Annotated in this window: 13 protein-coding genes; 8 read left to right on the plus strand and 5 right to left on the minus strand. The window is 68.1% G+C overall.

The annotated features are described in order from the left end of the window. Window positions 1–75 precede the first annotated feature (75 nt). Window positions 76–2,871 carry an ATP-binding protein gene (locus ABKS89_RS18390; RefSeq protein ID WP_348586487.1) on the plus strand — a complete coding sequence of 932 codons (2,796 nt, stop codon included), beginning with the start codon at window positions 76–78 and terminating at the stop codon, window positions 2,869–2,871. A gap of 12 nt (window positions 2,872–2,883) precedes the next feature. Here ABKS89_RS18390 and tssA read toward each other — a convergent pair whose 3' ends face one another. Genes tssA through ABKS89_RS18415 form a run of 5 tightly spaced genes read right to left on the minus strand, consistent with a single transcriptional unit; the run spans window position 2,884 to window position 10,392 of the window. Beyond that, window positions 2,884–3,942: a type VI secretion system protein TssA gene (gene tssA, locus ABKS89_RS18395; RefSeq protein ID WP_348586488.1), complete on the minus strand. Its 1,059-nt coding sequence runs from the start codon at window positions 3,940–3,942 to the stop codon at window positions 2,884–2,886. Beyond that, a complete protein-coding gene (locus ABKS89_RS18400; protein WP_348586489.1) occupies window positions 3,939–7,763 on the minus strand; it encodes a type VI secretion protein IcmF/TssM N-terminal domain-containing protein in 3,825 nt (1,274 codons plus the stop codon). The genes tssA and ABKS89_RS18400 overlap by 4 nt, the downstream gene beginning before the upstream one ends. Continuing rightward, a complete protein-coding gene (locus tag ABKS89_RS18405) occupies window positions 7,760–8,530 on the minus strand; it encodes a DotU family type IV/VI secretion system protein (protein ID WP_348586490.1) in 771 nt (256 codons plus the stop codon). The genes ABKS89_RS18400 and ABKS89_RS18405 overlap by 4 nt, the downstream gene beginning before the upstream one ends. A 15-nt stretch (window positions 8,531–8,545) precedes the next feature. Continuing rightward, on the minus strand, window positions 8,546–9,880 hold the full coding sequence (gene tssK / locus ABKS89_RS18410) for a type VI secretion system baseplate subunit TssK (RefSeq protein ID WP_348586491.1): 1,335 nt from the start codon (window positions 9,878–9,880) through the stop codon (window positions 8,546–8,548). Window positions 9,881–9,936: 56 nt separating this feature from the next. After that, entirely contained in the window at window positions 9,937–10,392 is a 456-nt protein-coding gene (locus ABKS89_RS18415; RefSeq protein ID WP_138214554.1) for a type VI secretion protein, read from the minus strand. 226 nt (window positions 10,393–10,618) lie between these two features. Here ABKS89_RS18415 and tssB point away from each other — a divergent pair, with 226 nt between their 5' ends. The 7 genes from tssB to tssH all read left to right on the plus strand — a co-directional run bounded on the left by tssB (window position 10,619) and on the right by tssH (window position 19,050). After that, entirely contained in the window at window positions 10,619–11,191 is a 573-nt protein-coding gene (gene tssB / locus ABKS89_RS18420; protein WP_026079019.1) for a type VI secretion system contractile sheath small subunit, read from the plus strand. Window positions 11,192–11,216: 25 nt separating this feature from the next. After that, a complete protein-coding gene (gene tssC, locus ABKS89_RS18425; protein ID WP_138214555.1) occupies window positions 11,217–12,704 on the plus strand; it encodes a type VI secretion system contractile sheath large subunit in 1,488 nt (495 codons plus the stop codon). Window positions 12,705–12,775: 71 nt separating this feature from the next. Next, window positions 12,776–13,273: an Hcp family type VI secretion system effector gene (locus ABKS89_RS18430; RefSeq protein WP_045209415.1), complete on the plus strand. Its 498-nt coding sequence runs from the start codon at window positions 12,776–12,778 to the stop codon at window positions 13,271–13,273. 12 nt (window positions 13,274–13,285) lie between these two features. Continuing rightward, window positions 13,286–13,714: a type VI secretion system baseplate subunit TssE gene (gene tssE, locus ABKS89_RS18435; protein ID WP_348586492.1), complete on the plus strand. Its 429-nt coding sequence runs from the start codon at window positions 13,286–13,288 to the stop codon at window positions 13,712–13,714. Further along, complete coding sequence (tssF, locus tag ABKS89_RS18440) at window positions 13,698–15,524, plus strand: type VI secretion system baseplate subunit TssF (protein ID WP_348586493.1); 1,827 nt, start codon at window positions 13,698–13,700, stop codon at window positions 15,522–15,524. The genes tssE and tssF overlap by 17 nt, the downstream gene beginning before the upstream one ends. Further along, window positions 15,488–16,501, plus strand: a complete 1,014-nt coding sequence (tssG, locus tag ABKS89_RS18445) for a type VI secretion system baseplate subunit TssG (RefSeq protein ID WP_348586495.1) — start codon at window positions 15,488–15,490, stop codon at window positions 16,499–16,501. The genes tssF and tssG overlap by 37 nt, the downstream gene beginning before the upstream one ends. Next, window positions 16,501–19,050 (plus strand): type VI secretion system ATPase TssH, encoded by a 2,550-nt coding sequence (gene tssH / locus ABKS89_RS18450; protein ID WP_348586497.1) that lies wholly within the window; start codon window positions 16,501–16,503, stop codon window positions 19,048–19,050. Before tssG ends, tssH begins: the two co-directional genes overlap by 1 nt. The last annotated feature ends 252 nt before the right edge of the window (window positions 19,051–19,302 follow it).

Below are 19,302 nucleotides of genomic sequence, written 5' to 3' on the forward strand. Positions count from 1 at the left end.
GGACCTGTGCCACCGGGGCTGATGCCAGGACCGGCGCGCAATCTGCCCCCAGCGTGCGAAAGCGACTACCAGACGATGACTCCCGAGCCCGTGGCCACGGTCGAAACCGTGCTTCATTTCGGCCCCTACCAGATCTACCCCGCATCCCGCGTGATCCTCGAGGCCGGCCGCCCGCTGCGCCTGGGACAACGCGCGCTGGACATCCTGCTGGCGCTGCTGGAGCAAGCCGGGCAGGTGGTCAGCAAGCGCGAACTGCTGGCCCGCGCCTGGCCCGGTCAGGACATCGATGAAGGCAACCTGCGGGTCCACATGACCGCCCTGCGCAAGGCGCTGGGCGACGGCCAGAACGGTCGGCGCTTCATTGTCACCATCGCGTTGCGCGGCTACAGCTTCGTCGAGCCACTGACGACTTCGGCGCAGACGACGCCCGCCCCCGATGACGGCCAGTCGGCGGACCACAACCTGCCGCCCCGGCGCAACCGCCTGCTGGGCCGCGAGGCCGAGCTGGAGCGCCTGGTCACCGAACTGCCGCGACGTCGCTGCGTCAACCTGGTGGGCTGTGGCGGCATCGGCAAGACCAGCCTCGCCCTGCAGGCCGCGGAACGTTTCATCGGCCAGTATCCCCACGGCATCCGCATGCTCGACCTCACCCCGTTGCAGGACGCGCGACCGCTGAACAGCACGCTTGCGTACGCGCTAGGCATTCCCGGGCTGGCCGGCGAATCACTGGAACATCTCTGCCGCCAGGTCGCCGACCGGCAGATGCTGCTGCTCATCGACAACTGCGAGCACCTGATCGAAGCCGCCGCGCACCTGGTCGAATGCCTGCTGCGCCACGCGCCGCAGATTCACATCCTCGCCACCAGCCGCGAAAGCCTGCGCGCCACCGGCGAATACATCCTGCCGCTACGGCCGCTCGGATGCCCGCCGGCGCAGGTCGGCAGCGTCGAGGACGCCCTCGCCTACCCCGCCGTCGCGCTGCTCATCGAGCGGACCAAGGAGACTCACGAAGACTTCGAACTGCGTCCCGAAGACCTCCCCCGCGTCGGCGAAATCTGCCGACGCCTGGAGGGCATTCCGCTGGCGCTGGAACTGGCTGCCGGCCATCTGGGTCAGGCCGACGGCAGCATCGACGCACTGTTGCAGGACGGCTACCTGGACCTGCCGCTGCAGTCCGAGGAATCGCCCAACCGCCACCAACACCTGCGCGCGATGCTCGACTGGAGCTACACGCTGCTTCGCCCCGCAGAGCAATCCTGCCTGCGTCGCCTGAGCGTGTTCCGCGGCAGCTTCACCCTGGACTCCATCGCCGCCGTCCTCGACCAGCCGGCGGACCTGGGCACGGCCTTCGTGCTGGTGAACCAGCTGACCGCCAAGTCGCTGCTGACCACCGAGATTTGCCGCGACGAGGTCACCTACCGGCTGCTCGAACCGACCCGCCTGCATGCGCTGGAGAAACTCCAGACCGCCGGCGAACTGCACGAGGCCCGCGAACGCCATCTGCAGCTCTGCCAGAGCGCGATGCAAGCTGCGCAGGACGAATGGGAAAGGTCTGCCTCGCTGGGCTGGCTCCAGCGGCATTCGCCGTGGCTCGCGGAGGTCCGCGCGGCCCTCGACTGGGGGCTGCACGCGGACGTCCGGCACACCCAGGCGATCCATCTGGCGGCCTGCTCGGCGCCGCTGTGGCAGGAACTGTCGCTGCTGCACGAATACGGTCCCTACGTGAGCGCGGCACTCGGCCTGCTCAGCGCCGAATCCGCTTCGTCGCTGCCACTGGCCATGCGCCTGGAGCTGGCGCTGGGCAACACGACCTACCACGACGTGCGCAACAGCCAGGCGGACGAGGCCTTCCAGAACGCCCGCTACCTCGCCCAGCAGCTCGGCGACCTCAACGGCGAACTCACCGCGCTGTCCGGCGGCCTGGCCGTGCTGCTGTGGGCCGGCCAGTACCAGCAGGCGGCCGAGCAGAGCCGGCACTTCGACCGGCTGAGCGACGGCCAGGGCGAAATGCTCGCCACCAGCGCCCTGCGCCTGAAGGTGCTGGCGCTGCATTATTCGGGCGATCAGGTACACGCCCAGGCCGTCGGCGATGAAGTGCTGCAGCGGCTGGAACAACAGCGCCGGGCCAACCGCTTCGCCCCTTGCCTGGGCGTGCAGTACGACCAACAGGTTGCCTCCCTTGCCACCCAGGCACGCACGCTCTGGTTACGTGGCTTGCCCGAGCAGGCGGAGCGCATGGCGACACAGGCCATCGAACTGGCCTGCGAGATCGACCACAGCGCCTCCATCGCCTACAGCCTGGCGGTAGCCGGCTGCGTCATCGCCTTCTACAACGGCGAGTTCGACAAGGCCCGCAGCCGTGTGCGGCAGATGATCGAGGTTGCCGAGCGGCACCGCGTGCCGTTGTTCACCGACTGGGCGCGGCACTATGCGTGGGCCATGCAGCTCGATGAAACGACCAGCGCCACGGCTCCCGCCGTCGGCCTGGTGCGCGACATCGTACAGACCCTCGGCGGCCGCCCCCTGCCCGCCGATCAGGCCCAACTGATGCGCGCACGAACCGGCGCGGCAGGCTGGTGCGCACCGGAAATCCTGCGCAACGAGGCAGTCGCCCTGCTGGCGCGCGGCGACCGCGAATCCCTGCTCGGCGGCGAAACCCTGCTGACCCGCGCCATGACACTGGCACAGGAGCAAGGCGCACTGGCCTGGGAACTGCGATCGGCCACCGGCCTGGCGCAGCTGTGGAACGCGCAGGGCAAACAGCAGGCCGCGCGACAACTGCTGGAGCCGGTCTACCAGCGCTTTACCGAAGGCTTGGACTCACCGGACCAGCGCCATGCGCGGCAATGCCTCGAGGCCTGTGGTCACTGACGATGGCACCGCTCAGCGCAATACGCCGAGCATCACCCAGACGCGACGGGCCTCGGGGTCGGCATGGACCAGCTCGTCCATCAGCGCACTCAGCGGCATGCCGCCCCACTCCACCGCCCGGCGAATGATGTAGGGCACCGGGCTGTGCGGTTCGGTGCGCGCCAGGTACTCGGCGATTGCGGTGAGCTGCCGGTAGGCCTCTTCGCGGCTCTGCGGAGCACCGCTGGCGGGAAGCGATCCGGAAGTAGCCACAGGAGCCGGCTCCGGCTCGGAAGGCGCTTCCGGTGTGGCGCTGGATATGAACTCTTGCGGGGCCATGGCCTTGCATCCCTGGATGACGTTGCTGAAAGCGTCGATGGACGCGGCGAGTTGGTGCAGGCTCGGTGCGGCATCGCCGAGCTGGCGGTCACACCAGGCATCCAGGCGCCGCAGGTGGCCGGCAGCCCTCTCCAGCTGGGTCAGCGTCGCCCCCCAGCCATTCACCGCACCGCTGCGGATCGATTCGTTCAGCCGCTTCTGCTCCTGTCGCGCGTTCTCTGCCGCCACCTTGTCGACCTTGTTGTCGCTGGCCTGCACCTGCCGTCGCTGCAGCTCCTGCCAGCCATGCAGAGTGGTCTGCGGCCAGTCGCTGCACAGCGGCACGCGAGTGTGCAGAAGTTCGCTGTAGCGCCGCGCCAACCAGGCAAGCGGCGCCGCGCGCCATTCCTGGTCACCGTCGGTGGCCTGCGGGTGCAGTTGCTCAGGGAACGCGTCGCAGAGATCGGCCAGCAGGCCCAGTGCGGCGGCGAGGCCCGCAGGCCCCTGGGTAACGATCCAGGCCTCGCCCAGAAAACCGGCGATGGTCAGGTCCTTACTGCGTCGCGCCAGCAGTTCCTCGGCAAGCACCGCCAGCGCCAACCAGTCCGCGCGCTTGGGCTCAGCCTGCCAGACGCCCGCCGGCAGCTCGGTATCCTCCTCGCGGCGCAGCTCGCGCAGGCGATCCATCAGCGGGTCGTGGCGCAGCGACTCTCCGCACGGCGACTCGCCCGGCAGAGGTTGCAGGAGCGCTTGCAGCGCCTCGTCTGAAATCATGGCAACTCCTGGGCGCCGGCAAAGGACGCCACGCCTACACCGCTGAAGGGCGTGCGCGGCGCGCGTACGGGCAAGGGCTGGACGGACAGCGGCTGCTTGGCGTCCTGGGTCATCAAGGAGACCCGCAGGAACATCCGCGCCTCGGGCTCGCGGCTGTTCGGCGCGCGGACCGGCACCTGCAGCGCGAGCGGGAAGTCGGTGTAGTCGGCGCTGGGCTGGCGCTGCAGGATCAGGTGCGAACGCAGCAGGCGCATCAGCGCCCACGGGCCGCCGTATTCCCAGCCCACTTCCAGGTCCGCCACGGCCATGCTCGCCTGCTGCGGGTCGATGTCCGGCCGTTGTGGGCTGTCCTTGGCCCAGCGCAGCATCAGCTTCATCGGCTCGCCGACATTCCAGTGCAGGCGCTGGCTGTCGCTGCCAGGGAAGCTCAGCGGGCGGTCCGCCGCGTAGAGCGTCCAGGCGATCACCTGGTCGGCGCCACGCTCGGCCTCGCGGTCGGTGCGCCAGCGCACATCGAGGTCGACACCCTGCGCTCCGCCCTTGTCGCGCTGGAACAGGGGACCCATCCAGGCCCTGGCCAATTGCAGGCGCTGGAGGAAATCCGCCGCCGCCACGCGGTCGACCGACTGGCTGAGCTGGAGGCCTGCCTGGGCTCGCTCCAGGTTCTGGTCGAGCAGCTCGACCAGGTGCTGTACCCGTGCCGGATCGGCGTCCTCGGCCTGCAGGCTGTAGGCGAAGGGGAAGCGATTGGCCAGGTACTGGTTGAAGTAGTCGGCGATGGCGGACCAGGCCTGGGCGGCGTCCTTCTGCTGCAGCTCCAGGCAGCGCTGCTGCGCCTGGCCGTGCAGGCCACGGGTGAAGCGCGCCACGTCGCCCTGCCCGGCCGCCAGGGCAGAGGTACGCAGGATATTGCCGCAGCTGGCGGCGTCCATTTCCACGAAGTCGCGGGTCACCAGCTGGTCGAGCAGCATCGGCGAGCTGGTTGGGTTCTGCGCCTTGTACTTGACCAGTTCATCGCTGAGGTCGGTGAAGCGCCGCACCTTGTCCTGGTCGGAGAAGCCGAGATTGCCCCGATCACGCAGCCAGGTCAGTGCCGGAGCGTGCTCCTCGCTCAGGGCCAGCATGGTCTCGAACTGCTGGGCAAGGTTGCGCTTGAGGTCCTGGGTGTCGGTGGAGCGGTACAGCTGCAGGCCGAAGTTGCGTGTGCCATCCCAACCGGAAGGTTCCGAGCGCACGCGGAACAGTGGCAACGCATCGACCGACTTCAACACGCCGTCAACGTCGGCCAGCGCACCACGGGTCAGGTGAATGTCCAGTGCGTTCGCCAGGTCGCTGCGCTGCACGGATTCCAGCGCCGAACGGACCTGCTCGGCTTGCTCCAGCGGAACGTCGAAGGTGTTCTTCGCCGGCGCGCCGGCGGCCGAAACCGATTGCGTCAGGCTGCTCCACATCGCGCTGGCAGCAGCGGCGGCGGCACTTTCGGCGAGTGCATCGCGGTACTCGGCCGGAATCCGCGCCTGCTCCTGCTCGCTGTACTTGCGGTAGCTGGCGTAGTACGCCAGGGCGGCATTCAGCGAATGGGCATCGAGATTGCCCAGGCCGCGCGGATCGATGTCCTGCGCTCCCTTGCTCAGGGCGGTGCCGGCGAAGTCCTGGCGCAACAGCGAATCGATGGTGCTGCCCAGCGCCACCACATGCTCCTGCAGCGCCAGCGTGCCACCGGGCTGCAGTTGCAGCAGGTTGTCACGGGAACCGGCGGCGGAGATCCACTGGTCGTGGAAGGCGCGCTGCAGCTTGCTGGCCTGGCTGGTTACCCGGGCCTCCGCCGAGGGGCCGAGCAGGTAGGACTGGCGTACGTCGTCGAGCATCGCACGAAAGCCCGGCACGATTTCCTGGGCATTGCCGTGGCTCCAGGCGGCGTTGGTCAGGGCCACCATATTGCGCAGCGCGTCGATCTGCGCAGCGGTCTCTTCCAGCTCCTCGAGGCTGTTGCCCTGCCGCGCCTTGAGTTCGTTCAGGTGCAGACGCAGGAAGCCGGCCGGGCGCACGAAGTTGTCGGCGAGGAAGAACTGGTCGAGCCAGAGACTCATCAGGTCGTCGTAGTTGCGCGCCAACTGGCCCTCGCGCGGACCGGGATCGACCGGTGCCGGAGCGTCGGGAATGCCCTGGCCGAGCACTGACTGCAGATAGCCGGCATTGCGCAGGGAGCCCGGTTCCAGGGTCAGGCCGTATGCCTGCTCGCCCAGTTTGCCGAGGCTTTCCAGAGCGTTCTTCGAAGTGCCGGCGCGCAACTCGGTGTACCAGCGGTTGCGCTGCTCGAAGGCCAGTACGCCGTGCGCCAGGTCGCGAGCGGCGACGAAGTTCGGCCACTGCTCCGGGCTGTCGCTCTGCACGTTGGCCCGGCGTTCGCTGCTGCGGATGGCGCGCAGCCGGACCAGTTCAGCGGCCTGCGCCTGCTGCAGGGGCACCAGCACTTCGCGGCGGGCCAGGTCGCGCAGCAGTTCATCCATGTGCCCGTCGAAACCGGAGAACCAGGAACTCGGATACACCAGTGAGCTGAAGTGCCAGCGCGGCGCAGCCTGCAACAGCGTCCAGTAGGCCTGCAGGCGTTGGCGGGCGGCTTCCTCCGGTGATGCGCCGGCCGCATCGCCTTCGCCCTGCCCACGCTGCATGGCCAGGATGCGCTGCCCCAGCGCCTGCGCCTCGCGGGAATCCACGTGCCAGACCCAGAGCATCCCCAATAGCCAGCAGACGCCGACCACGCCAGCCACCGCCCCCAGCACACGCTGCGAGCGCTGGCGCAGACGCAGGACTCGCGGCACGGCCTGGGCCAGCCCGCGCTCGGCGAGCAGGCGTGATTGCCAGAGATGCTGGGTGAACAGCAACTGCGCGGGTGCCTCCTCCCGCGCCGAGAGCGCCCAGTCGTCACCACTGGGAGCCATGCGGTACGCGCCGCTGAAGTACAGGCCGCGCAAACGCGGCGCCTCGCCCAGCGCGTTGCCCTGAAAGACCGGCTCCAACCGTTGGCGCAGGCCTTCGCGCAGACTCTCCAGCGCCTGTGGGAAGCGATACAGTTCCTCGCTCAATTGCCCCTTGAGCACGCCCGCTTCGAGGATTGCCGCCTGCAGTGCCTGCAATACCTGATCGAAGCCACGCTCGAGGTGCTCGCCCTGCCAGGCCGCATCCGCCTGCAAGGGCGAGGCCCAGCCCAGCGGTCGCTCGCGTACCTCGGCAGGCAGCGCCGCGCGCAGTTCGGCGAATCCGTCGAGCTCTTCCAGCCCGGTCACCACCACGTAGACCGGCAGGCTCAGCCCCAGCCGTTGCAACAGGTCGTTGAAGCGCCGACGCAACTGGATGCTTTCCTGGGCAAGGCTGGCCGGGTCCAGCAGGCGCTCCGCCGGCACCGCCCAGATCACGCCGTCCAGCGGACGACGCGGGCGCATCCGCAGCAGCAGGCCGAGCAGGCGCCGCCAGGGCTGCAGTGACGACGGCACACCCTCTTCCGGCATGAACAGGGTCTGCGGTACTGCCAGCACGGCGCCGTCCTGATCGGCCCACCAGCGGCCGAACCAGGCCGGGCGGTTCACCGGAGCCAGGCTCCAGTCAGCGGCCAGGCGCTCACCCAGCAGCGGGTCGCCCAACAGGAGATACCAGGGCACGTCGTAGCGATCGGCGACATCGTGGTCCTGCTCCATCTGCCGCACGGTCAGGTAGAAGGCGCGTACCGCTTCGCCGCCCTTGCTGCGCAGCCAGAGGAATCCCGCTACCGCCAGCGCCAACACCAGCAGCAACAGCAGGGCCAGCACCAGCCAGCCGCTCAAGCCGCCAGCTCCGGGAAGGCAGCCGCCCAGGCCAGGTCGAGCAGGGGCGCCAGTTCACCGCGCACATCGCTCCACAGCCAATGACCGAGGACGATGAGCAACAGGACGCCGGCGCCCACCATCAGCGTCAGACGCAGGCCGTCGGGCAAGGCGCGCCGCAGTGGCAGTCGCAGCGGCGCTGCAGCGGCCGGGCGCGCCAGGGTCTCCAGCAGCGCTGGCACCTCGGCGTCACGCTGCCAGGCATGGGCGAACAGCGCGTGCCGCCACTTCTCATGGAGCGCTTCGCCCTTGGGGCCGCGCAGCTTGCCATGGAAACCCAACAGCAGGCACTGCAGGTAGACGTTAGCCAGATCTCGGGTGCCCGGAGCACGGGTATCCAGCAGGCGATGAATGGCCTGGGGCACGCGCTCCCCGGCATTGCGCGTGCCGTACAGACGGGATTCCAGTGGCCGTTCCTGCCACGCGGACTGGCCATTCCAGGGGTCGAACAGCAGGCTTTCGTCGAGCAGTGCGACGAAGGCGTAGACCATGCCTTTCACCTGCTCGCCGGCGGCATCGCCGACGCTGGCATTGGCGCTGCGCCACAGGCGACGCACCACCGCCTGGGCTTCGTCGGCGACCCGTTCGAGGGTCGCGCTGTCCTCGCCGGTGGATTCGCGCAGGTCTTCCCAGCGCCTGCGCCACTCCAGCCAGGCGGCCTGGAAAGCGCCACTCAAGGGTGCCTCGCCGAACGACGGCGGATAGATCGCCTGATTCCCTTCAAGCATCTTCGCTTCCCTGCCTCAGGCGCCGCTGGCGCCGTCCACGATGAACAGCACGACCTGCCAGGGGCTGCCGCCACTACCGTTGCCCGCTGCGGCGGCCCGCAGGCACAGGCGCTGGGCGGGATCGAACCAGTCGCCCTCGGCCTGCACGACGAACAGGTGGGTGTCCTCCCCAACGCTGTAGGCGATCTGTTCGGCGCGACTCATCGGCAGATGTTCCAGGCCCGACATGCGCTGCCGGCCCAGGATCGCCAGGCTCGCCTCGGAAGCGACGATGCAGCGTGACAGCCACTCGTGGGCCTGCTCCTCGCCGCAACCCGGCGGCATGCGCAGGCCGATGACCAGGCGCTGAACTGCCGAACGCAGGTCCGGCAGGGCCAGCGCGAAGTCGTTGCCCAAGCGTTCGAAAGCCAGGCTGCGGTAGCCGGCGCGCACGCGCCCGAGGGTGACTTCCAGCCACTCGATCACCGGGTTGAAGGTCCGCAGCAGTTCGTTGAAATCGAAGGTCGGGAAGGCCGGGACGCCCCCCAGCGGATCCAGCACGCTCCAGCTGCCGGCCATGCCGCACAGCAGGCCATGCAGCTGTGCCGGGCTCGCCGTGCCGCTGTAGAGCGCAGCCTCCAGTTCCGGCAGGCGTGCCCACAGCGCCGCCAGCTGGCGACGGATTTCCTGGCTGTCCTCGGTGTTCTCCGCCTGCTGCGCCTGGCGCAAGCGGCCGGCGAGAAACACACATTTCTCCCGCGCATGGGCACACAGCGCCACCAGCGCCTGCCCCAGCATCGACGCCGGTGCGATTCGCGGAGTGGGCGCCACGTAAGGCAGGCCGACGAAGCCACCGGCGTCCTTGCCCACGCGCAGCAGCGGCAGGCACACCGAGTCGGCGCGCTGGGCTTCGGTCACCAGGCGCAGGGCCGGGCGCCAGACGACAACGGGTTCGGGATTCTCGCCACTGGCCAGGTCCGGCACCGCCGGCCCGCTCAAGGATTGCAGGCGACCCTTGAGCGGCAGCACCTGGCCGCCACGGGCGAGCGGGCTGAGTGCGAGGTAGAGGGTGATGCTGGCATCGGGGGAGGCGGCGATGGCCGCCGTGGCGTCGAACACCAGCGTACCGCCCTGGCCCAGGCTGACCGGCAGGCCATCGGGCAGGATGGCCTCCAGCGCGAGGATACGCACCACGCCGGTGCTCAGCGCGGAAGGGTCCAGCTCCAGGAGTTCGAGGCCCCAGAACCAGGGGTTGGCCGCATGGGCCAGGCGCGCAGACAGAACTTCGGCGCGCAGTCCCTGGAGCTGGAAGTGCTGGGGAAGCAGTTGCATCCCTTCGTGCCAACAAACTGCGTCAGGCAGAACTCTCACACCACTCCCCCTTCGACGTCCTGGATTGTCATGGGCCCGCCTGGAATGGCGGTGGTTCAGTGCTCCTCGGCACTCAGCAGGCGCATCTCCCTGCTGTCGAAACGCAGCCATACGTTGGGCTGCTGATCCAGGCGCATGCGATGGGCGCCGGGAGTGTTATAGCCGGCAAAGACCAAAAGTCCAGAAGCCGGCTTGCCAGCCAGGGGGAAGTCCCTGGCCTCCATGAACTGCCCGGGCACCAGCTCGAGGCTCCACACCGAGAGCTGCTTCTGGTAGTCGCGGCGGTACTGTTCGCGGTCGCTGAACCACTGTTTGGCGCTCATCGCCGAGAGCAGCTTGAGCAGGTCCGCATCCTGCACCGCGACGAAGTCCACGGCGATGGGCGAATCGCCATTGGCCTTGCTCGCGACGTCGAGGGTCAGACGGTCGACATCGACCTTCGGACCGAACCAGGAACAGCCTCCGAGAACTGCCAGGAGCACAGCACAGAGGCAGGCTTTCGTCGACTTCATGAAACGTCCTTGTGAAATGTCTGTCAGAGATTATTTTCGGATTTGCGTTTTTAGCAACCTGATCTAGCTTGCTTGGTTAGCTCGTGGACAACGAGCCCAGATGGGATCGCCAAGGACAGGCCTGTATCGCATTTCCCCTTTCCTGTCGTGTGGTCCAGCCAAGGAGCGCGACGACAGCGAGCACCGCTGCGGCGTGCCCGTCTCCTACGCAGTGGAGTTCGCCAGCATGGCAGAAAGCACGCAGCACAAACTGGACCGGGTGCGTCCTCCCCGGGTCCAGATCACCTACGACGTGGAAATCGGCAACGCCATCGAGAAGAAGGAGCTGCCGCTGGTCGTGGGCATTCTCGCCGACCTCTCCGGCAAGCCGGTCACTCCCCTGCCCAAGCTCGGCGAGCGCCGCTTCACCGAGATCGACCGTGACAACTTCAACGCCGTGCTCTCGTCCATCGGACCGCGCGTGGCGCTGCAGGTCGACAACACCCTGAGCAACGACGGCAGCCGGCTCAACGTCGAGCTGAACTTCAAGCACATCGACGACTTCGACCCGGTGAGCATCGTCAACCAGGTCGTGCCGCTGCGCCGCCTGTTCGAAGCCCGCCAGCGCCTGCGCGACCTGCTCACCAAGCTCGACGGCAACGACGAGCTGGACCAGCTGCTGCAGGACGTGGTGAGCAACACCGAGGGGCTGCAGGAAATCCGCGCGACCCACCCGGTGACCGCCGATGCGGGCGCCGCCAACGACACCGCCCAGGCCGCCGCCGACGAAGGCGAAGCACCTGCCGAACCGCAAGCCTGATCCCGCCCGCAAGGAGAGCACAGCAATGGCCAAACCCAGCTCCGCCGCGGCGCAAGGCGCCGAAGGCAGCACCCAGACACTCGACCTGCTGGACCGCATCATCGCCGACGGCCGCATGGCCCACGATGACAGCCAGCAGGAATACGCCCGCGACATGCTCGCGGAGTTCGCCACCCAGGTCCTCGACGAAGGCATGGCCGTCAGCAAGGACACCGTGGCCATGATCAACGAGCGCATCGGTCGTATCGACGAACTGATCAGCGCCCAGCTCAACCAGATCCTCCACCATCCAGAGCTGCAGCAACTCGAATCCTCCTGGCGCGGTATGCACCAGCTGGTGCAGAACAGCGAGACCGGCACGCGCCTCAAGCTGCGCCTGCTCAACGTCAGCCAGCAGGACCTGCAGAACGATCTGGAGAAAGCCGTCGAGTTCGACCAGAGCGCGCTGTTCAAGAAGATCTACGAAGAGGAATACGGCACCTTCGGCGGGCACCCCTTCAGCCTGCTGGTGGGCGACTACTCCTTCGGCCGCCACCCGCAGGACATCGCCCTGCTGGAAAAACTCTCCAACGTCGCCGCCGCGGCCCACGCGCCCTTCATCGCTGCGGCCAGCCCGCGCCTGTTCGACATGGGCAGCTTCACCGAGCTGGCGGTGCCGCGTGACCTGAGCAAGGTCTTCGAGAGCCTGGAGCTGATCAAGTGGCGCTCGTTCCGCGAGAGCGAGGATTCGCGCTACGTCTCCCTGGCGCTGCCGCGTTTCCTGGTGCGTCTGCCCTACGGTCCGGAAACCCTGCCGGTGGAAGGCATGAACTTCATCGAGGATGTGGACGGCACCGACCACGCCAAGTACCTCTGGGGCAACGCCGCGTGGGTCATGGCCCAGCGCATCACCGAAGCCTTCAGCAAGTACGGCTGGTGCGCGGCAATCCGCGGCAGCGAAGGCGGTGGCGCCGTCGAAGGCCTGCCGGCGCATACCTTCCGCACCCAGGCGGGCGACCTGTCGCTCAAGTGCCCGACCGAGGTGGCGATCACCGACCGCCGCGAGAAGGAACTCAACGACCTAGGCTTCATCGCCCTGTGCCACAAGAAGAACACCGACCTCGCCGTGTTCTTCGGCGGCCAGTCCACCAACAAGCCGCGCCAGTACAACACCAACGAGGCCAACGCCAACGCGCGCCTCTCGGCGATGCTGCCGTACGTGCTGGCAGCCTCGCGCTTCGCCCACTACCTGAAGGTGATCATGCGCGACAAGGTGGGCAGCTTCATGACCCGCGACAACGTGCAGACCTACCTCAACAACTGGATCGCCGACTACGTGCTGATCAACGACAACGCCCCGCAGGAGATCAAGGCCCAGTACCCCCTGCGCGAAGCCCGCGTGGATGTCAGCGAAGTCGCCGGCAAGCCCGGGGTCTACCGCGCGACGGTGTTCCTGCGCCCGCACTTCCAGCTCGAGGAGCTGACCGCCTCGATCCGCCTGGTCGCCAGCCTGCCGCCGCCGGTCGCCGCCTGAGCCAGGGGGCCGCCCGTGCGGGCGGCCCCTTCACCTGATCCCACCTCTTTCATGCAGCGGAGTTTTCCAACATGGATGCGATACTTCTCGACCTGGGCGACGACATCAAGGGCGACAGCCTGCTGGCCGGCTTCGAAAACAAGATCGAAATCATGTCGTACAGCCACAACGTCGCCATGCAGGTGACCAACGATGTCAGCAACTCGGAGCGCACCTCCGGCAAGCCGCACATCGGCGAGTTCACCCTGACCAAGTTCGTCGACACCTCGACCCCGACGCTCAACGAATACTGCTGTTCCGGCAAGGCTATCCCCACCGCCACCCTGACCATCGGCCGCAACGCCGCCGAAGGCGACGGCAAGATCATGCCGTTCATCACCTACACGCTGAACAACGTGGTGCTGTCCAACGTCAGCGTCAGCGGCGGTGCCGGTGGCAAACCGGTGGAAACGATGTCGCTGAACTTCACCAAGATCAAATGGGAGCTCACCGCGCAGAAGGACGACGGCAGCAAGGAAGGCACCGCCGCCTCGACCTGGGACATGGCCGCCAACAAGCTGGCCAGCTAAGGACGCGTGGCCTTGCACGGCATCGCCCGGCCACCGTTGCTGGACCGCCTCTCCGAAGCTGGAGAGGCGGAACCGGCCTTCGACCAGCGCGCCCTGGCGGCCTCGGTCGCGCAGGAACTGTCGCGCCTGCTCAACAGCCGTAGCCCGGCTGGTAATGGCGTCGGCATCCTGGCCTATGGCATCGCCGACTGGACCGCCCTGCAGGCCCGCCGCGAGGCCGACCGCCTGCACCTGGCCCGGGAAATCCGCCGCGCGGTGACCCGTTTCGAGCCACGCCTGGGGCTGAGCGAAGTAGTGGTCGACGCCGATCCGCAGCACCCGCAGCGCCTGCGCGTGCGCCTGCTGGGCAACCTGCGCCAGGACACTGGCCGAGCGCCCCTCCTGTTCGAACTCATCCCCGTTGGAGGAACACTGGAAGTACGCCATGAGCGACTCGATTGATGCCGAACTGCTGGATTACTACCAGCGCGAACTGACCTGGCTGCGCCACGCCGGCGCCGGTTTCGCCGCGCGCTATCCCAAGGTGGCGCGGCGGTTGGAGCTGGGCCCCGGTGAGTGCGGCGACCCCCACGTCGAGCGCCTGCTGGAAGGCTTCGCACTGCTCGCCGCGCGCCTGCAGCGACGCCTGGACGACGACTACGCGCAGTTCAGCGATGCACTGCTCGAACAACTCTATCCCCTCGCCCTGCGGCCCCTGCCTTCCTGCGCCGTGGTGCGCTTCGAGCCGGACCCGGCCAAGGGCAAGCTGAGTGCCGGCTTCCACCTGCCGCGCGGCACCCCGTTGTTCGTCAGCGTGCCGGGCCAGGAGCGGATCGAACTGCCCGAAGAGCTGCGCGGCCAGACCCTGCACTGGCGCACCACCGACGAAGTCACCCTGTGGCCGCTGCGCATCGAGGAAGTCGTGCTGCTCGGCGCCGAGGAAGCCCAGGCCGCCACCGGCAGCGCCGGCGTGCGCGGGGCCCTGCGACTGGACCTGCGCTGCCTCGACAAGGACGGCTGGGCCGCCCTGGACATCGATAGCCTGCGTATCCACCTGACCGCCAACGCCGTCGCCAAGGCAGCCCTTTACGACCTGCTCGGCGCCCATGCCTGCGGCCTCATCGCCGAGGCCGAGGGCGCCGCACCGCAACGTCTCGCCGGCCTGCCGCAATGGGTCGGCTTCGCTGCCGAACAGGCCTTGTTGCCGGAGGATGAGCGCGTGCATCCCGGCTTGCGCCTGCTCGCCGAGTACTTCGCCTTCCCCGACAAGTTCGCCTTCTTCGATCTGCCGCTCCAGGGCCTGCGGGCCAGCGGCGAGCAGCTCTACCTCTACATCCTCTTCGACCGCCCCGCGCCCGCCCGCCTGACCTTGCAAGCCAGCGACCTGGCGTTGGGCTGCGTACCGGCGATCAACCTGTTCCCGCGCACCTCCGAGCCGCTGCGGCCGGACGGCACGCGCAGCGAGTACCGCCTGATCGCTGACGCCCACCGCGAAAACTCGGTGGAGATCCACAGCATCCGCTCCCTGCGCGCCAGCACCCCGCTGGGAGTGGTCGAGGTCGCGCCCTACCACGGCACCCAGCACCGCCCCGGCGCATTCGGCCTCTACTGGCACGCACGGCGGGTCGAGGGCATGACGCCCAACCGGCGCGGCAGCGACCTGTTGCTGACCCTGGTGGACGCCGGCCTGCAACCCCTGGAAGAAACGCCCCAGTACAGCCTCAGCGCGGAGCTGCTTTGCACTAACCGCAGCCTGGCCGAGTACCTGCCGGCCTGCACCGAGCTGGCCTTCGAGCGCCCCGGCCCGGTGGCCCGCGCCAGCCTGCTGCGCGCACCGAGCCGGCAATGCCAACCAGGGCTGGATGGTCCTTCACGCTGGCAACTGGTCTCGCAGCTCACGCTCAATCACCTGTCGCTGGTCGAAGGCCCGCAGGCCCTCGATGCCCTGCGGGAAATCCTCGCGCTGCACGACTTCAGCGAAGACAAGCTGGCTGCCCGGCAGATCGAGGGGCTGGTCCGGCTGGACTGCGCGCGCGTGGTCGACCACGTCGGCAGCGATGCCTGGCGTGGTTGGCGCAACGGTCTGGAAGTTCGCGTGCACCTGGAACGCCAGGCCTTCGTCGGCGCCAGTGCGGTGCTGTTCGGCGCCGTGCTCGCGCAGTTCTTTTCGCTCTACGCCAATGCCAACCGCTTCGTGCGTACGGTGCTGGTGCAATCGGACCAGGAGATTTGCCGATGGCAACCCCAGGCCGGCCAGCCCATCACTCTCTGAGCCAGCGCCTGCGCGCCGAGCCGCACCGCTTCGAGTGGCTGCAGGCCCTGCTGCTGCTTGAGCACGAGCGGCCCCAGGCCACACCGTTGGGCCATGGCAGCCGCCCGGACGCCGAAGCGCTGCGCCTGCGCGGCCCACTGACGCCGGTGTTCGCCCCCAGCCAGATCGACGCCCTGGAAGACGAGGACGGACGGCCGCTGCTGAGCACCTCCATCTTCGGCCTCGGCGGTGCCGACGGCGCCCTGCCCTACGCCTACCAGGAATGGCTGCAACAACGCGCACGGCAAAAGGACCACGCGCCCGCCGAATTCCTCGACCTGTTCCAGCACCGCCTGCTCAGCTTGCTCTACCGGGTATTGCGCAAACACCGACTTGCCGTAGGTTTCCAGACTCCTGCTGCCGCGCCCCTGCGCCGCCCGTTGCGGGCCCTGGTGGGGCTGCTGCCGGAGGGCCTGCATGAGCGCGGCGCGCTGCCCGACGCCAGCGTGCTCGCCCGCAGTGCGCACTTCTCGGGCAATCGCCGTTCTCTGGTCGGCTTCGCCGCCATGCTCCGCGAACAGTTCGGCATCCCCGCCGAGTGCGAAGCCTATGCCGGCGCCTGGCGCGAGATACCACCGGCCCGCCGCAGCGTGCTGCAACGCGGCGGCGCCAACCTCGGCCTTGGCCGTGATGCCATCGCCGGCACCCGTGTATGGGACGAACACGCCGGTTTCCACCTGCGCCTCGGCCCGCTGGACGAAGCCACGGCTCGGCACTTCTTCCCGGACGGCGTCGCCTATCCGCTGCTGGCCCACGTCTGCGCGTTGTACTTCGGCCCCGACCTGGACTGCCGGCTACGTCTGCTGGTGCGCGCCAGCGGGCCGCTGGCCCTGGGGCGTGGCAATGGCCCGAGACTGAACTGGAACACCGGCCTGCGCCGCAGCGGTGGCGCCGTACAACCCATCGATTTGACCCTGCGCCACGCGGAGATGCCCTGATGGACCTCGCCAGCCTCATCGGCCGCCTCAACCCCGAATCCCGCCGCGCGCTGGAGCGCGCCGCACAGCGCTGCCTGCAACGCACCCACCACTACGTCGAGATCGAACACCTGCTGCTGGAACTGCTGGACATCGACGGCGGCGACCTCGCCCGTCTGCTACCGCGCTTCGGCCTTGAGCGCGACCAGTTGGTGGGCGAGATCAACACCGCGCTGGAGTTGTTCCGCATCGGCAGCACGCGCACCCCGGCGCTCTCGCCACAGACCATCGGCCTGCTGGAGGATGCGGTGGTGCAGGCCAGCGTGCTCGGCCAGCCGGCGATCCGCTCCGGACTGCTGCTGCTCGCCCTGCTCGACCGCGAGGAGCGCCGCGCCCTGCTACTCAACAGCGCCTCGTCGCTGCTGCGCATTCCCCACGAGACGCTGCGCGAGAAACTCCTGGAGTGGACCGAAGGCTCTCGCGAGCAGCCCGCCGGTGCCCGCGCCCCGGACATGGCAAAACCCGCCAGCGCAGCGGCCCAGGACAGCGTACTTGACCAGTACACCCAGGACCTCACCGCCGACGCCCATGCCGGGCGCATCGACCCCATCGTCGGGCGCGACGGCGAGATCCGCCAATGCGTGGACATCCTCCTGCGCCGCCGGCAGAACAACCCGATCCTGGTCGGCGCCCCCGGCGTCGGCAAGACCGCCGTGGTGGAAGGCCTGGCCCTGCGCATCGCCGCCGGCGAGGTGCCGCCTCCGCTGCAAGGCGTGGTCTTGCGCGTGCTTGATCTGGGCTTGCTGCAGGCCGGCGCCGGGGTCAAGGGCGAATTCGAACAGCGCCTGAAAGGTGTGATCGACGCGGTGCGCAGCAGCGAGCAGCCGATCATCCTGTTCATCGACGAGGCCCACACCCTGATCGGTGCCGGCGGCGCGGAAGGCGGCAGCGACGCCGCCAACCTGCTCAAGCCGGCGCTGGCCCGTGGCGAGCTGCGCACCCTGGCCGCCACCACCTGGCTGGAATACAAGAAGTACTTCGAGAAGGACCCGGCGCTGGCCCGGCGCTTCCAGCTGGTGCAGGTCGAGGAGCCCGACGAGGCTACCGCCGTCGACATGTTGCGCGGCGTCGCCGCCAAGCTCGAACAGCACCATGGCGTGCAGGTGCTGGACGTGGCGATCCAGGACGCGGTGAAGCTCTCGCACCGCTACATCTCCGGCCGCCAGTTGCCGGACAAAGCCATCAGCGTGCTGGACACCGCCTGCGCCCGCGTCGCCCTGGCCCAGCACGACGTGCCACCGGCTCTTGAGAACCTGCGCCACCGCGAACTGGCGGTGGAGGAAGAGCTGCAACGCCTGCGCCGCGAACAGGCCACCGGCCTGGACCACAGCGCACGCATCACCGGCCTGGAGCAGGAGTCGGTGGGCAACCTGTCGGCCATCCGCGCCCTGGAAAAACGCTGGGGCGAAGAGCGCGAGGCGGTGCGCGAACTGCTGCGCTCACGCCATGAACTGCTGACCCTGAGCGAGAGCGCCGACGCCGCCAAGCCCGACGAAGAACTCGACGGCCGCATCGATCACCTGGCCGCCGAACTCGCACGCCTGGAAGCCGGCCTCGACGCCATCCGCGAGGACGACCCGCTAGTGCCCGAACAGGTCGACTCGAAGACCGTCGCCGCGGTAATCGCCGGCTGGACCGGCATCCCGGTGGGCAAGATGCTCGCCGACGAGGCCCACGCCATCCGTACCCTGGCGCAGCGCATGGGCCAGCGGGTGATGGGCCAGGAAGCGGCGCTGGGCACCATCGCCCAGCGCATCCAGGCCTACCGCGCCGGGCTCACCGACCCGGCCAAGCCGGTCGGCGTGTTCCTCCTGCTCGGACCCACCGGCGTGGGCAAGACAGAGACCGCCTACGCCCTGGCCGACGCCCTCTACGGCGGCGAGCGCAACCTCATCAGCATCAACCTCTCCGAGTACCAGGAAGCCCACACCGTCAGCCAGCTCAAGGGCGCTCCTCCCGGCTACGTCGGCTACGGCACAGGCGGCGTGCTCACCGAAGCCGTGCGTCGCCGCCCCTACTCGGTGGTACTGCTGGACGAAATCGAAAAGGCCCACCCGGACGTGCTGGAAGCCTTCTACAACGTCTTCGACAAGGGCGTGATGGAGGACGGCACCGGTCTGGTGGTGGACTTCAAGAACACCGTGATCCTCGCCACCAGCAACGTCGGCGCCGAACTGCTGCTGGATACCCCACCCGAACAGATCGCCACGCCCGCCTTCGACGAACGTCTGCGCAAGGTGCTGCTGCAAGCCTTCCGCGCCGCCTTCCTCGCGCGCATGACGGTGGTGCCCTACCGACCGCTGGAGGAAGCGACGCTGGAAGGTATCGTGGTCGCCAAGCTGGAAAAACTGCGGGAACGCTACAAGGCGGCGACCGGCAAGCAGTTCGATTTCGACCAGGCGATCGTCAAGGCAGTGCTCGCCAAGTGCAGTTCGGCGGGGGCGCGGGATATCGAGAATGTGTTGATGGCGGAAGTGACGGGGAAGTTGGCGGAGTGGGTGCTGGAGTGACAGTTAATGCACTTATGCAACTGCGGAAAACAATGAACCGCATCAGGCTGGCACACAGGATGAAAAATGATCAGGAGAGAGCATGCCCACTTATAAATACCAGTGCCTAGGATGCTTCAAGACCTATATAGGACCGGAACTGCTACGTCCCATCATGTGCAACTGCACCCCTCCAAAAAAAATGCATGGCGTTCGACAGCAGTCCCCGCTTTCCGCAGAGCTTATAAAAATAATCAATATCAGTGACGCGAG

It is taken from the genome of Pseudomonas sp. LABIM340 (assembly GCF_040017195.2).
In the GTDB taxonomy this organism is placed as follows: Bacteria; Pseudomonadota; Gammaproteobacteria; order Pseudomonadales; family Pseudomonadaceae; genus Pseudomonas.

Coding starts and splice junctions, on each gene's coding strand:
- tssC (WP_138214555.1), top strand. CDS start 11,217: ATGGCCAAACCCAGCTCCGCCGCGGCGCAAGGCGCCGAAGGCAGCACC.
- tssH (WP_348586497.1), top strand. CDS start 16,501: ATGGACCTCGCCAGCCTCATCGGCCGCCTCAACCCCGAATCCCGCCGC.
- tssF (WP_348586493.1), top strand. CDS start 13,698: ATGAGCGACTCGATTGATGCCGAACTGCTGGATTACTACCAGCGCGAA.
- tssG (WP_348586495.1), top strand. CDS start 15,488: ATGGCAACCCCAGGCCGGCCAGCCCATCACTCTCTGAGCCAGCGCCTG.
- tssA (WP_348586488.1), bottom strand. CDS start 3,942: ATGATTTCAGACGAGGCGCTGCAAGCGCTCCTGCAACCTCTGCCGGGC.
- ABKS89_RS18405 (WP_348586490.1), bottom strand. CDS start 8,530: ATGCTTGAAGGGAATCAGGCGATCTATCCGCCGTCGTTCGGCGAGGCA.
- ABKS89_RS18415 (WP_138214554.1), bottom strand. CDS start 10,392: ATGAAGTCGACGAAAGCCTGCCTCTGTGCTGTGCTCCTGGCAGTTCTC.
- tssB (WP_026079019.1), top strand. CDS start 10,619: ATGGCAGAAAGCACGCAGCACAAACTGGACCGGGTGCGTCCTCCCCGG.
- ABKS89_RS18430 (WP_045209415.1), top strand. CDS start 12,776: ATGGATGCGATACTTCTCGACCTGGGCGACGACATCAAGGGCGACAGC.
- ABKS89_RS18390 (WP_348586487.1), top strand. CDS start 76: ATGACTCCCGAGCCCGTGGCCACGGTCGAAACCGTGCTTCATTTCGGC.